Source organism: Calyptranema fuscum S582, assembly GCF_055793305.1.
In genome coordinates, this window is record NZ_JBSLYH010000045.1 from 48,151 (window position 1) to 62,555 (window position 14,405).

Below are 14,405 nucleotides of genomic sequence, written 5' to 3' on the forward strand. Positions count from 1 at the left end.
AGATAGTTCACCAGAGAGGGAGGTAATCAATGAAAGCACAGGTGTTTCGTGGGGTCAACCAGCTCAGTTACGAAGAAGTACCCATTCCAGACATTGCTGCTGATGACGTACTGGTACAGGTGCAGGTCGTAGGGTTGTGCCAATCGGATATCAAAAAAATTCTCTATCCGTTGTATGAACCGCCGCGCATTTTTGGGCACGAAACAGCCGGGATCATTTCAGCAGTTGGCTCCGATGTGAAAGGATGGCAGGTCGGTCAACGGGTAGTGGTGCTGCATCACATCCCCTGTATGCATTGTGCGTATTGCCTCAATGACAATTTCTCGATGTGTGAGGTCTATAAAACGATCACGACGACCGCAGGTTTTGCGCCCAGTGGTGGGGGGTTTGCGGAATATGTTCGGGTGCCAGGGCATATCGTTCGGCAGGGGGGGCTGATTGCCATCCCTGATGACATCACCTTTGAAGCCGCTAGCTTTGTCGAACCGACCAACTGTTGCCTCAAAGCCGTCAAAAAAGCTCAGGTCGAACCGGGACAGACTGTGTTGGTGACGGGTGCAGGTCCGATTGGCTTGATGTTTATTATGTTGGTGAACTATTTTGGCGCACGGGCGATCGCCACGGACTTGATCCCCAGTCGCCTAGAAAAAGCCATACATCTGGGCGCAGAAGCCGCATTCGATGCCCGCGATCCAAACGTACTGACCAACATTCAGTCACTAACGGCAGGGATGGGGGTTGATACGACGATATTAGCTGTTCCCAGTGAAAAAGCGTTCTTCCAGGCACTCGACTGCACCCGCAAAGGTGGCAAAATTCTATTCTTTGCGGAGTTTCCCGATGAAGTGGAGATCCCGATTAATCCCAATCTGCTTTATCGTCGAGAAATTGATCTAATGGGTAGCTATAGCTCGTCTTTTCGGGTGCAAGCCCTGGCGACAGATATCGTGTTTAACAAACGGATTGATGTCGATGCCCTGGTGAGCGATCGCTATCCCCTTAAAGATCTCGCCGCAGCCGTCGAACGTGCCGTTTCACCCACCCCAGAGACCTTCAAAATTCTGATTTATCCCTAGTACAGCAAAACGAAAGTTTTGTAAGGGGTGAAGGGGTGGAACCCCTTCTTGGGGGCGAAGCCCCCAACCCCCGTGTTGCAAAATTTGGTGTTTGCAGCAGAGCGTCAGACCTCCGAGGTTTCGAAACCTCGGAGGTCTCAAAGACATAATTAAAATTTAAGAGAGCGATGGCTTTGCCGTCGCTCTCTTAATTAGTATTGCTGTGATCCTGAATTCTTCGCTGCCAATACGGGTGAGGATTACCTCAAGACCGAATCAGAGGAGGCATTGGGCAAACGAGCTGCTCGCTGCTCTGTGGAGAATGTTTTTTCTTCTACAGCACCCGGCGCGCCCATGGGCTGTGCTTGCTCATTGTTATACGCCAACATTACGGCTCCAGCGTTACCCGCCCGAATCGTGAGTTGGGTCTCTGCCGTCAACACCTTTTGAGTGCCTTCCGGCATGATCCCTTGAAACTCAGTTTTACCATCCACTTCGATCCGTATCCAGGACTGAGCCGTCAACGTCATCTCAACTTGCACCGCTTTGCCTGACACCGCAGACAGTCCATTGCTAATTGCCGTGGAAGGTGTTTGCGCTTCGCTTGCATTAGACCCTGTATCTGTAGACGATTGCGGGATCGTCGGTGGGCTGGTGACGATATTTCCCGATGACCATGGAGAAGAACGATCCATCAAATAAGACAACCCACTGATTGCCATCATGATCAGCACTACATACATGGTGTAGAGATGGATCGGTCGCAACTGAGCAGCCGCAGACATTTTCCACAACGGGGTTGTAGAACGAATCTCCAGACGAATGGGAAAAGAATTTGAGAATTGCGACCCGTCAAGTTCTAAAACTTCTGCGTAGCGCTTAATAAACCCTTGAATATAAACTGGTTCCGGCAAACGGTGAAGTGCCCCAGTTTCAATTGCATCCAACACAGCTGGTCGAATCAGCGTTTTGGTTGCAACTTGTTCGAGTGTCAACTGCTGCTCTTCACGAACCTGTTTAAGATACCCACCCAACTCAGACAACTTGCGGCGTTGTTCCTGCTCCAGGGTGTCGTTCTCTTTAGCCATAACCTTTAATCTAGCCATCTATCTATATAAGTTCATCTGCGTCTACTAGGCAAGAACATGCTTCATTGAAGCAACTTGACTCTCTAAAAAGCGTATTTCTTTTGGGTGAAGGAAACGGTGATGACCGACGGGAAGCCGATGTAGCTCAATTGAGCCGATGGAGATCCGGTGTAAATGAATGACGGGATGTCCTAATTGTTCTGCTACCCGGCGAATTTGGCGATTTCTACCTTCTCGTAACACGACCTCCAGCAATGTTTTAACGGGGTTACGTGCGTTAAGAATGTTAACTTCAGCAGGGAGTGTGAGCTGACCTGACAACAAAACGCCTTGCCGCCATTGGTCTAGAGCTGATTCAGATGGACAACCCTGAACCCATACCCGATACGTTTTGGGGATCGCATGGGAAGGGTGTGTCAGCGCAAAAGTCACATCTCCATCGTTAGTCAATAACAAAGCTCCTGTGGAATTTGCGTCAAGGCGACCAACCGGATGAATTCCGTACTGGTCGTTTAGAGGAGGGGGTAGCAAATCTAGAACGGTTTTTCGATTCCGGGGATCGCTACAACTAGAGACGACTCCAAGAGGCTTGTGAATTAACAAGTAGATAGCTTGAGGTCGGTTGTTGGGTTGGACTAAGACTCCATCTACTTCAATTTGGTCTTGCGCTGGATCTGCGGTTTGTCCCAGCTGTACAACGTTTCCATTTAGTCGTACACGACCCTCTAGAATCATTTTCTCAGCTTGTCGCCGAGAGGCAAACCCCCATTGTGAGAGAATTTTTTGAAGCCTGTCAGCCATCGACTAAACATTCTAGGTAGAACACGAATCGGTTGAATCTCAACCCATTCAATTTTGAAAGTAGATTAGGGTCACGTACAAGATATGTACAAATATTACAGGAATCGCAACCAATCAAAAACCCCAATTTCCTGAAGACTTTTAATCTACTGACGATAATTCAGGGTGTTCCCAGGGTAGGTAGACTCTCAGCCATGCTCCACCTGTTTCAGGGTGATTGCTAGCATAAACGTCTCCGCCGTGGACTTCAACGATTTGCTTAACGATAGCTAATCCTAAACCGCTACTGCTTCGGTGCTGAAGCTCAGCCGTGTTTAAATCAGACCTATCGTATCCGGGATCAATCGGAGGATTGGTTATATTAGTAACATTACCTTCCGTAGAAGATTTTTTCAAAACATTGTAATCCGGGGGGTGTTGAGAACGGGCTGGGTCGGCTCGATAAAAGCGCTCAAATACATGGGGTAAGGCTTCTTCGGGAAACCCAGGTCCCTTATCAATGACTTCAATACAGATTTGGCTAGTATTATTTGTTGCCTGTAATGCATTTGTGTCATTTTGTGTAAGGTCAGGCTCCAGTTCGTCAGCAGAAACTTTGACCTGAATGCTTTGCCAGGGTGGGCTGTATTTAATGCTGTTATCTAAGAGGTTAATCAGCACTCGGTAGAGCAGAGATTCGTCTGCCTGGAGGTGCAATTGTGAAGACCCAATATAGTCCAGTTGCAACTGCTTTTTGCGTGCCAGAGGTTCTAGACTCAGCCAGGCAGCTTGGATCAGATCCGGTAGATCGATCGTTTTCAGGTGTAGCGATTTAAAAGAGCCGCGATCGATTTGGCTTAAGTCGAGTAGATCCTGAACCAGATTGCTCAGTCGGGTTGCTTCGCCAATGAGTCGTTCTAGCCAACCTTGTAGCGGTGGATCGACTCGTGAGTGAAGGGTTTCGGCGACCAGCCGGATTGAGGTGAGCGGTGTTTTGAGTTCATGAGCGACATCAGATGCCCAGCGATCGCGCTGTTGCATTAACGTCACTGCTTCTTGGCGATTTTCTAAAAAAATACCAACGTGACCATCAAGCAAGGGAAACCCGTATCCTCTCAGGGCATAGGGGTTTTGTTGGGAAGGGTCGGAGGGGTTTAAGCTGACCGGGTACAATGTCCAGTCAGTTTGCCGAGGCTGATCGGAGTTGCGGGTTTCCTCGATTAAGTGATCAAGTTCATAGGATCGAACTAACTCCAACAGCAGCCGAGGTAAACGCGAGGCATGGTCTGGGGTAATTCCCAATAGTTTTTGAGCTTGGGCGTTAAACCAAATGAGCCGATTTTCGTCATCGACTTGCAGAAAACCCATCGGCGACTTATGTAGGATTTGCCGATAGCTTTCTAGTTGCTGCTCTAGCTGATGTTGAATTTGCTGGTGACGAGCGATCGCCAGACTCAGCTGAGACGTCAAAGACAACGACGACGAATCAGCCTCTTGCCGCAGACTACGTAAAATAGTCTCAATTTTTTCGCTCGACTCTAATCGCTGCCGCCATAGCAGAAGTAGTCCGATTCCTAATCCCAGCAAGAAGCTTAGCAATCCCACGGTTTACAGTTAGCAGCATGAGGTTTGAGTTGCAAAAAGCAGATTGGAACACCGATTCAGGAGAACCAATCAATCTGCCACTCAACTCTACCAAACTAACCGAACCGATAACCAAATCCTCTGACGGTCAGCAGATATTTGGGATGGCTGGGATCGGTTTCTAATTTTTCACGCAACCAGCGGATGTGAACATCTACGGTTTTGCTATCTCCCATAAAGTCAGGACCCCACACTCGCTCGATCAACTGTTCGCGTGACCACACTCGCCGAGGATGGCTAATAAACAGTTCGAGAATACGGAACTCTTTGGGCGATAGATTAATCTCTTCTCCCCGAACCATGACTCTACATTCTTGGGGATAGAGCGTAATATCTTGAAACTTAAGCGCTTCGTCTTGTGCCTGGGGTTGAGCATGGCGATGTCGGCGCAGGAGGGCACGACAACGGGCTACCAACTCTCTCATGCCAAAGGGCTTGGTTAAATAATCGTCTGCTCCCACTTCTAGACCCACGACCCGATCTGTTTCACTGCCCTTGGCACTGAGCATGAGAATGGGAATGCTATTGCCTTCATGGCGAATTAATCGGCATAAATCAAGCCCACTGACATAGGGCAGCATTAAATCAAGAATAATTAAATCAAACGCGGAAAACTCAGGGTAGCGCCCGTTACCCACACTATGCACCAGTTCCAGTGCAAGGCGACCATCTTCGACTGCAAAAACTTCGTATCCTTCTTCTCTAAGCGCTAGCGCAACCGTCTCTCGAATCAGCTCCTCGTCTTCTACAATCAAAACATGACCGAGTTTGACTGTTTGCGAGGATCTGGTAGGTTCTAATGCGAGTGTCGCTGACATAATGAGTGAATGAATTGGATTAAGCGGTGAGCGTACAGCAATCTAAGCCCATAGTACCAAACTGAAGCAATACCGACTCTGAAGCTTCAGAATTAACTGACAAACGAATTTCTGTTATCTATGATACAGGGCGTAGTCATTTAGAGTTGATCTGGAGCCGTTTTTTGACTGTTGGTAGGGTGCTCACAATCCACTCTGCAATCACCAGTCGGATGGGTGCTCCGTCCCTGTTTCAGGATCACGAATACACCAAAACTAGAAGCTTTGAAGGGGGTGAAGCCCGCTTCTGGGGGCGCAGCCTTAATCTCCCACATTGCGACATTTAGTGTTTGCAATACCAGTTCACTAGCAGATACATATAAACCCTATAAAACGGATCATCTGGCGTAGTTTACGGCTTCGCACCTAGAAAGTACGGCTGTTGCGTGAGAGCTGTGCGGAGCGCGGCTCTCACGCAACAGCCAGTACCTCACGCCATTAAGAATTGCTATATTTTTGCCTTGAGTGTGGATTAAACAGCATGTCGAGTAAGCTAGAGCCTTATTCTTTACCGCCCGCCGTAAAACGAGTTTCGGTTGCCTTTCGTTTGACTGGGGCAATTAGTTTTTGGGCACAGCTGGTTCTAGGAGTTGTGTCTACATTAGTGATTATTTTTGCCGTTTTTAGCTTAAATACGCGTAGCAATGCCGGAAATCCTGGGGCGGGCTTTGGGCTGTTTTTTGCGATCGCAGGTTTACTGCTCATTTATGCCGGAGCCTATTGGGCATTTTCTTATATTCAGTTATCCAGACGGTTGAAATCGCCCGATCCAAAAGTACGACCGACGCCACGAGATGCCATTCAAGCCTTGCGTGTTGGGTTGTTGATTAATCTGGTTGGGATGTTATCGACCCTATTGGGTGGGCAAGCGATTGTGGGGGCATTGCTGGCGAAATCGCTGTCGCAACCTCAAGGGGGGGCAATATTTGCAGAGCGGGTGACGCAGTTTGTTCAACCCTTAGATATTTTTTTGGTACAAGCCAATATCAATACCATCCTGGCGCACTTTATCGGTGTCGTTGCTTCGCTCTGGCTGATTCGGTCGATGAGTCGGCAATAGGGGATGATGTCAGGGTCGTTGCAAACAGCGATCGCAATGACCACAGTGCATTTGCGATGCGTCATGGTGAAAGCCAAACGCTTCTAACAGAAATTGCCAGCGACAGGTTTTAATCCGGAGATATTGTGCCATTTGCAAGGTTCCAGAGTCATTTGCCGAACGGTCGGGTTCAATATCTGGATGAATAATATAGTGAAATGGATCTTTCCACTCCAGTTGCCCACTACTGTTTAGAAGTGCCAGGGCGATCGCACCATCTTTAAATTGTTTAGAGACAGAACTGACCTCTCCTGATTGAGGCAGTTGATGGACTAGCTTTTGTGCCGTCTGACGTTGCGATCGCATCCGATTGTCAAAATATTGCAGTCGCTGCCGATCGTCTGCATCCAGCCATCCGGTCGGTTCACTGATCAACGTCAGGGCTTCGGCAGGTTTGCCATCGCGACCCGCACGACCCACCTCTTGCACATATTCAGACAACAGCGCCGGGGCATGAAAATGCACCACCCAACGAACATCGGGCTTGTTGATGCCCATGCCAAAGGCTGACGTACAGACAACAAATTGCAGGCGATCGTTTAACCACGCCGTTTCGATGGCGCGGCGCTCATCGGGGCTGAGACCAGCATGATAAGCCGAGGCTGCCAGTCCTTGATCTCTCAGCCATGCCGCCAGTGTTTCACTATCGCTACGAGTCCGCACGTAGACCAGCCCTGTCTCCCCTTTTTTCTGGCGGATAAATTTGACCAACTGTTGCCGTCGCCCTCTGGGCGTCCAGGCAATCTGCACAGAGAGGTGAAGGTTCGATCGATAGGGATTGACTAAAAATGTATCGGGAGTTTGCAGTTGAAGGGATTGATGAATTACCTGTTGAGCATAGGGATCGGCTGTAGCTGTAAAAGCGGCGATCGCAATTTTGGTATTGGGTGCTTTGGTTTTTAGCAATGCCGGACGAACCGCCCCTAAGCGTCGATACGCTGGACGAAAGCTATCGCCCCATTGAACTAAACAATGGGCTTCATCTAAGATCAGCCCATTAATTTTTAGCCAGGGTAAACACAACTTTTTCCATACAGGTTCACTCAACAACGTTTCGGGCGACAAATACAACAACCGTAACTGCTGCCGCTCTAACGCTAACAGGGTTTGTCGGCGTTGGTATGCCGGAATTTCACCATGCAATAAGGCAACTGGCAAATTTCGCCGCTGTAATTCCTGCACCTGGTTTTCCATCAACGCGACCAGGGGCGAAACAACTAACGTTAATCCACTCCGCAAAAGAGCTGGAAGCTGAAAACAGATTGACTTTCCACCCCCGGTCGGCATCATTACCAGGGCATCTTTGTGATCCAATAAACTACTAACAATCTCACCTTGAGGAGAGCGAAAGTCGTCATATCCCCAGATCTTTCGGAATTCAGACCGAACATGCTCCCAGGCGATTTGTGCTGAACCATCCATCCGTGCATCCTAATACTCTGGTTATAGAGTTCCCAGGAGAAATATCAAATAACCCAGTGTTATTGGGATAGAGAAATTTTGCCTGCGCGATGGACAGATGATGTTTGAATAAAACATTGACCGTGAAACCCTCGGTTTCACGGTCAATGTCCTGCGGGGATTTAGCCGGGTTTGAATTAGAGCATCATGCGCAACAGCAGAGAAGTTATACCGCCCAGGAAATTGACAAAATTTCCACCCCCGCCATTGGCAGCTCGTCGGGCAGCCGCTTCTCGACCTTCTTGAATCGCTTCTACGCCTTCATAAAATTGAACGGCGGTCTGGAAGCCCTGCTCATTGCCCTGGGTAATGTAAAGTTGTTCCGCTTGTTGTCCGTCTCGAATGGCTCCATTGGGGTCACTGATCTGGAACCGTGCCACCCCACGGGCTAAAAGGGCATGGGCAAAGTCGGGTTTTAAGCTAAGTGCCTGGTTGTAGTAGTCGATCGCTCCACGAAAGTTGCCGCGCTGGGTTTCAGCTAAGCCCCAGAGATAAAGTTGTTCGGGTGTGGCAATTTGGGTCGGCAAACCAATGGCTCCGAGCAAGTTAGCCCCGTCGAAGTTGGTTCCTTCCAGATTTGCGCCCGAGAGATTGGCTTCGCGCAGATCGGCACCCCGTAAATCGGCACCACTCAGGTCAGCACCACTCAGATCGGTACTAAACATGACGGCACCGACTAAATTTGCGCCTCTGAGATTGGCATTTTGTAAATTGGCTCGGTTGAGGTTTGCCCGAGTTAGGTTGGCACCACTGAGGTCAACATTTGCCAGGTTAGTGAGAACAAAGCCACCTTCACTCAAGTCGCATTGTGGGCAGGCGCGAGTGTTAATCAATTGCTGGGTGTGGACTAAGTTTTCCGCCCGAACAGGGATGGCTATAGCCGAGACTGTAATGAAGGTGAGAGCGGCAAGAATGCTGGACTTCATACCATACTCCAGTGGTGCAGTTGAATGAAATAACTTAAATATATCGAAGTTTTATGATGCGGTTGATGGCTGAATGTTCCTTCAACTCCTGAGGATCGGGGATTTCTATAAAACCTAATTTTTTGAGAGAGCCATGGCTCTGCCATGGCTCTCTCAAAAAAAAAGACAGGTTAATTGATCTTTGATTCTGGAGAGAAATTGTTTGGAGGCAGTTTTTTTAAAGTTGGATTGAAATTATCTATCAAAGTGTACTGAAAATATTAAAAAAAACAGGGGTGTTTCGTGAAAATCTTCACAACTAGAGAAACCGCATTTCTCATCGCCCGTTTGAGATCGCTATAGCAACCCCCAGGTGGGTTGTGAAAGTGCCTGCATGAATAGGTGGGCGCTTTCACAGCTGATCACGTTCACAAATCAAAAAAGATGGCTATTTATTCAGAACGTTTGCGAGTCAGTTTTGGAATATCGCTCTCTGATGCTATTTAATCTGCAATCCTTAGCTCTAGTTTGTTGTCAGAGTTGACCCGGTAAGCTTCACCCACGTAGCCTGTGCGATCGTACAAAATTTGGTGAATATATTGATCGAGTTCAGCTTCATTCGAAATTTGGGGACGGTAGTGGTCTTTGATCAGGGCTTCGATGCCCATCTCGTCTAGACGATCGTGCAGTCTTGTTTTATCCCCGGTGATATAAGAATTTCGGGCAATATCATCTTGCAGAAACCGAATAATGATGGAAGATGGCACTCCGCCGATAACCAATCGTCCAGAAAAAAATAGAATAATCAAAGTGCCAATCACAAATACGATTGCCAGGTAGAGGGCAACAATAATTTTTTGGGACAGAAATGACGGCTTTGGTTTGTAAGCTGACCTATTTGGGCTGGATGTCATTTTTCGTCGGGGTGAACGAGATCCCATAGATCGTCAGGGTGCTGATTTTCTCCCATAATCTAGCCTGCAAGCTAAGTAAGTGACAAATGAAGCATTAGGGTAAAATCTCAAGTTCTAGTGTTGCAAACACGAAATTTTGCAACATGGGGGTTTGGGGGCGCAGCCCCCAAACCCCCTCTAAAACTTTTAGGTTGGTGTACTAGTTTTCAGTTAGCTACTCGTTGCTCTCCTTTAGTATGTGAATTTATGCTTTTTAAGCGGTGCAAACGGTCATATATGCAAGGGGCGATCGCCTGTTTAGGAATAGCGATCGCCCTGTTGTTGTCTTTGTTGCCAATGACGCCGGGACACGCATTAGATGCGGCTTCTCCCCAAGTGTTCAGTCAATTGGATGGGCAATTCAAACTTCCCAATGTCAGTGGTTTACTCAGGAATACCAATTCGGGAATTGCGCGGCAGTTTGTTTGGCTGGATGGACGGCAATTGTTTGCGATCGCCGTTCCTGACGTGGGTACTGATTCTGCTGCATCTGGAGAGGTTGATCCGAATGCGGCTCGCACCAAAATTATTGAAGACCGCCTTCAGCAAATTGTTGTCAGTAACTTTGACCCCAATGCTCTCCAGGTTTCGTTTGAGATTGAAGATAAAAGTGGTCAACCCGTTATCTATGTAACGGCTGGACGCGAACCGCAGCAGACGACCAGCGAGCTAATGACCGTGACTACCCTGGATGCCCAGATTCATGGCACCGACTCGATTACCTGGGCAGGAGAACTGACCCAAATTGTCGAAACGGCATTGCTACGGGCACAACAGGAACGGAAGGGTAGCTTTTTGCGCCAGCAATCCTTGTTGTCTAGCGGGGTTTTAGTTCTGGCGATCGCAATGAGTCTAGCCGTCAAGCGTATGCAGACCCGTTTACGGCAGCAACGACGAGTACTCTCTGCCCAGGCTCAACAGACAACAGACTCCGCTGTTGTCACCCTATCTACCCAACCAGTCACCGCTACGGGTAATACAACGGCATTGTTGCAACAGCAGATGCAAAACCGGGAAAAACGGCGGGTCAACGAACTGGAACGGCGACTGTTGCAATTGGGGCAAATTGTCATTTGGGCAGGCAGTATCTTTTTTATACTGGGGCTGTTTCCCTATAGTCGTTGGCTTCAGCCCACGATTGTAGGAATTTTGCAAATTCCGCTGAAGCTGTTGATTGTATTTGTCATCACCTACCTGGTAATTCGCCTGAGTGAGGTGGTGGTCGATCGCTTTTTTTGGGTGCTACAAGATAGCACCAGTCTGGCACCTGAGGTTTCTCAACGAGTGACGTTAAGGTTTTCGACCTTTGCGCGGGTGGTCAAAAGCATTGTCACCTTGCTGTTGGTGGGGACGGGCGTGATCACGGCGCTGTCGCTGATTGGGGTGCAGGTGGGGCCTCTCTTAGCCGGTGCTGGAATTATTGGTCTTGCCGTTTCGTTTGCTTCCCAAAGTTTGATTAAAGACATGATCAATGGCTTTCTGATCTTGTTGGAAGATCAGTATGGTGTGGGGGATGTGATTGTGGTGGGAGATGTGTCGGGATTGGTGGAAAACATGAACCTGCGCATTACCCAATTACGCAATTCCGAAGGGCGATTAATTACGATTCCCAATAGCGCCATCACAATCGTGCAAAACCTATCGAAAGAATGGGCACGGGTTGATTTGACGGTTAATGTGGCATATCAGGCCAATCTCGACGTTGCGTTGGAAGTGATTGACCACGTTGCCCAAGATATGAGTCGCGATCGCCTCTGGCGCGACATCATTCTAGAACCTCCTAAACTGTTGGGCATTGACCAGCTCGACCATGTTGGAGCAACCATCCGCCTGTGGATCAAAACCCAACCCTTGAAACAATGGGATGTTGCCCGTGAATATCGGCGGCGCTTAAAACAAGCGTTTGACAAAGCCGATATTCACATCGGTGTACCTCAGCAGTCGCTTTGGGTGAGCAATATAGAAGACGAACCCTTTGATCACCCCAAATCACCCGCTAACCTGACGGGGAACCCGCAAGATTCATCACATCTGGATGGGGGAAGCAAATAACTCTCTACTCGAACTGAGCCGCCAGAACTGGGCATACTGATGTCGATTGCCGGGATCGACTGATGCAAAGGTATCGCTCACTAGAAGGATAAATTGGAGTGTAAAACCTTTGGTTTTACACTCCAATTCATCTCCCAAATCCGCACCTCTGAAAGCCTGACGCCATCAAGTAAAGACAGGGAATGAGTTGAAAATCTCTACGGAGGGAAGCGTTTCAACCTATCACCCGCCCGGTTCTGAGTGCGTAGCGCGACAGATAGCAGTCGAGGGGTTGATTCGGTCGAAGGTTGAGAGAGCTGCGCGGAGCGCAGCTCTCTCAACAACCATGATCTGTCCAGGCAACAAAGCGCTATAAATAACGACCGGGAGAAAAGCAATGGCGGGCGAATTGCACTTAATTGTCGAAATCGTCACAGTTTTGGGTGCGGCGGCGACCGGAGGCTATTTGGCAAATCGGTTGCGTCAGCCGGTGCTGTTGGGGTATCTCCTGGGGGGCATGGTTGTGGGCCCGGCAGGCTTAAAGCTGATTTCGCTGGAAGGTGATATCCAGGTGTTATCGGAAGTTGGCGTTGCGTTATTGCTCTTTGCCCTGGGGGTTGAATTCTCTCTTAAAGATCTATTACGAGTTCGCACCATTGCCTTGGGTGGAGGCTCCCTCCAAATTGGCTTGACGATTCTCTTGGGGGGAGGGCTTGCCTATTACACGGGCTGGGTAGATAGCTTACCCAAGGCAATCTTTTTGGGTGCGACGCTATCTCTTTCTTCCACCGCTGTGGTTCTGAAAAGTCTGATCGAACGGAACGAAGTCCAGACGGTTCATGGGCAAGTGATGCTGGCAATGTTGATCGTGCAAGATCTGGGGCTGGGGTTGATGCTGGCAGTGTTGCCGGTGCTGACAGAACCGACCGATGCGATCGGGTTAGCGTTAACTCGGGCACTGTTGAAGGCACTTCTATTTCTGGGCGTTGCTATCCTGGCGGGCAAGTGGGTCATTCCTCTGTTTGTCCGGGCGATCGCCCGGAGTGGCTCACAAGAACTCTTTCTCCTCGGCATTTTGGTGCTGTGCCTGGGTATTGCCCTGGTGACTTACACCATTGGCTTGGGCATTGCCATGGGTGCGTTTGTGGCAGGGTTGATGGTTTCTAACGTTGAATATGCCGATCATGCCCTCGATCGGATGCTGCCGATGCGAGATGTCTTTGCCACGATGTTTTTTGCCTCCATTGGCTTGTTAATCGATCCAGGCTTTCTCTTCGCCAATGGTTGGACGCTATTAGGATTGGTCACGGTTACCCTGATCGGTAAAGCTGTGATTGTGGCGGCCATTGTCAGACTGTTTGGGTATTCCCTCAAAACAGCGCTAACAGTGGGGCTAGGGATTAACCAAATTGGAGAATTTTCCTTTGTCTTAGCCGGAGTCGCCCAGAGTCAGGGCTTGTTTCCTGCCCATCTCTATGGCTTAACCGTCGGCACAACCGCTGCCACTCTGGTTCTCACCCCATTTTTTTTGAAAGCTACTCCCACACTGCTTCAGTGGTTAGAACGACTGCCTCTGGTCAGCCCTATATTGCAATTAAATCATCCGCCGCGTCTGGTTGGGGTTGAAGCCGACTTGACAAATCACGTCGTCGTAGTCGGCTATGGCAGAGTCGGGCAGACCTTAGTGAGAATGCTGTATTTTCAGGGGCATCACATCTTAGTGATTGATAATAATGAAGCAGCTCTGCAAACGCTGCGAGAACGGGGCATTCCTTATTTATTTGGGGATGCGTCTAGCGAAGTGGTGCTAGGAAAAGCCAATCTACGCCAAGCAAAATCAATGGCGATCGCTTTACCAGACCCAATGGCGACTCGATTAACCTTGAATCGTGCCCTCAGCCTTGCCCCTGACCTGGATATCACAGTGCGTGCCCATGCTAATGATGAAATTGATGCGCTCTACCAACTGGGGGCACAGGAAGTTGTGCAACCGGAATTTGAAGCTGCGCTAGAAATGGGTGCGCATATGCTGTTGAAGCTGGGAGATTCTGCCACTGCCGTCCAGCGAACGGTGCATCGGTATCGCACAGGTCGGTATCGCGACATCTTGCCCGAACGAGCTGAATATTGGGGGTTAGCGGATCTGGAAACAACCCTCGAAGGGCTGCATCACCACTGGTATATGCTTCACCCAGAATCACCGTTACTGGGGTTGAGTCTGGCTCAAGCCAATATCCGTCGGCGAACGGGTGCAACGGTTATGGCAGTCGAACGCAATAAACAGATCTATCGTTATCCCACCGGAGAATTCAAATTAGAAAGGGGCGATCGCTTATTAGTGGTCGGTGATGCAGAAGAACAAAATCTATTCGTCAATCTAATGACGTCAACGTATTGAAACTGGGGTTGCAAACACTAAATTTTGCATCATGGGGTGTGGGGGCTGTGCCCCCACGCAGCTACAGTGTATAAATAAGTTTCCTAATACTTGCCCAATCCTGTTTTGATCCCCCCTAGCCCCCCTTCAAAAGG

11 protein-coding genes are annotated in these 14,405 nt (G+C 49.0%); 4 read left to right on the plus strand and 7 right to left on the minus strand.

Annotated features, from left to right (window positions below; genetic code table 11):
- Positions 1 to 29 precede the first annotated feature (29 nt).
- Entirely contained in the window at positions 30 to 1,076 is a 1,047-nt protein-coding gene (locus ACR6Z4_RS24680) for an alcohol dehydrogenase catalytic domain-containing protein (RefSeq protein ID WP_479719994.1), read from the plus strand.
- A 239-nt stretch (positions 1,077 to 1,315) separates the two neighbouring features.
- On the opposite strand, the gene ACR6Z4_RS24685 is transcribed toward ACR6Z4_RS24680, so the two are convergent.
- The 4 genes from ACR6Z4_RS24685 to ACR6Z4_RS24700 form a co-directional block, all read right to left on the minus strand.
- The gene (locus ACR6Z4_RS24685) at positions 1,316 to 2,143 is read right to left on the minus strand and encodes a helix-turn-helix domain-containing protein (RefSeq protein ID WP_479719995.1); all 828 of its coding nucleotides are present in this window, start codon (positions 2,141 to 2,143) and stop codon (positions 1,316 to 1,318) included.
- 45 nt (positions 2,144 to 2,188) lie between these two features.
- Positions 2,189 to 2,944 (minus strand): pseudouridine synthase, encoded by a 756-nt coding sequence (locus ACR6Z4_RS24690; RefSeq protein WP_479719996.1) that lies wholly within the window; start codon positions 2,942 to 2,944, stop codon positions 2,189 to 2,191.
- 141 nt (positions 2,945 to 3,085) lie between these two features.
- On the minus strand, positions 3,086 to 4,528 hold the full coding sequence (locus tag ACR6Z4_RS24695) for an ATP-binding protein (protein ID WP_479719997.1): 1,443 nt from the start codon (positions 4,526 to 4,528) through the stop codon (positions 3,086 to 3,088).
- Between the two features lie 95 nt (positions 4,529 to 4,623).
- Positions 4,624 to 5,385, minus strand: coding sequence for a winged helix-turn-helix domain-containing protein (locus ACR6Z4_RS24700; RefSeq protein WP_479719998.1), 762 nt, complete (start codon positions 5,383 to 5,385; stop codon positions 4,624 to 4,626).
- 520 nt (positions 5,386 to 5,905) lie between these two features.
- On the opposite strand from ACR6Z4_RS24700, the gene ACR6Z4_RS24705 reads away from it, so the two are divergent.
- Positions 5,906 to 6,484 carry a DUF3611 family protein gene (locus tag ACR6Z4_RS24705; RefSeq protein WP_479719999.1) on the plus strand — a complete coding sequence of 193 codons (579 nt, stop codon included), beginning with the start codon at positions 5,906 to 5,908 and terminating at the stop codon, positions 6,482 to 6,484.
- A 9-nt stretch (positions 6,485 to 6,493) separates the two neighbouring features.
- Here ACR6Z4_RS24705 and ACR6Z4_RS24710 read toward each other — a convergent pair whose 3' ends face one another.
- From ACR6Z4_RS24710 to ACR6Z4_RS24720, 3 genes are all read right to left on the minus strand, one after another.
- A complete protein-coding gene (locus tag ACR6Z4_RS24710; protein WP_479720000.1) occupies positions 6,494 to 7,945 on the minus strand; it encodes a RecQ family ATP-dependent DNA helicase in 1,452 nt (483 codons plus the stop codon).
- A gap of 176 nt (positions 7,946 to 8,121) precedes the next feature.
- A complete protein-coding gene (locus ACR6Z4_RS24715; RefSeq protein WP_479720001.1) occupies positions 8,122 to 8,910 on the minus strand; it encodes a pentapeptide repeat-containing protein in 789 nt (262 codons plus the stop codon).
- A gap of 482 nt (positions 8,911 to 9,392) precedes the next feature.
- Positions 9,393 to 9,803 carry a hypothetical protein gene (locus tag ACR6Z4_RS24720; RefSeq protein WP_479720002.1) on the minus strand — a complete coding sequence of 137 codons (411 nt, stop codon included), beginning with the start codon at positions 9,801 to 9,803 and terminating at the stop codon, positions 9,393 to 9,395.
- A 246-nt stretch (positions 9,804 to 10,049) separates the two neighbouring features.
- Between ACR6Z4_RS24720 and ACR6Z4_RS24725 the strand changes: the two genes are divergently transcribed.
- The gene (locus ACR6Z4_RS24725; protein WP_479720003.1) at positions 10,050 to 11,894 is read left to right on the plus strand and encodes a mechanosensitive ion channel family protein; all 1,845 of its coding nucleotides are present in this window, start codon (positions 10,050 to 10,052) and stop codon (positions 11,892 to 11,894) included.
- Between the two features lie 376 nt (positions 11,895 to 12,270).
- Positions 12,271 to 14,271 carry a monovalent cation:proton antiporter family protein gene (locus tag ACR6Z4_RS24730; RefSeq protein WP_479720004.1) on the plus strand — a complete coding sequence of 667 codons (2,001 nt, stop codon included), beginning with the start codon at positions 12,271 to 12,273 and terminating at the stop codon, positions 14,269 to 14,271.
- Positions 14,272 to 14,405: the final 134 nt, after the last annotated feature.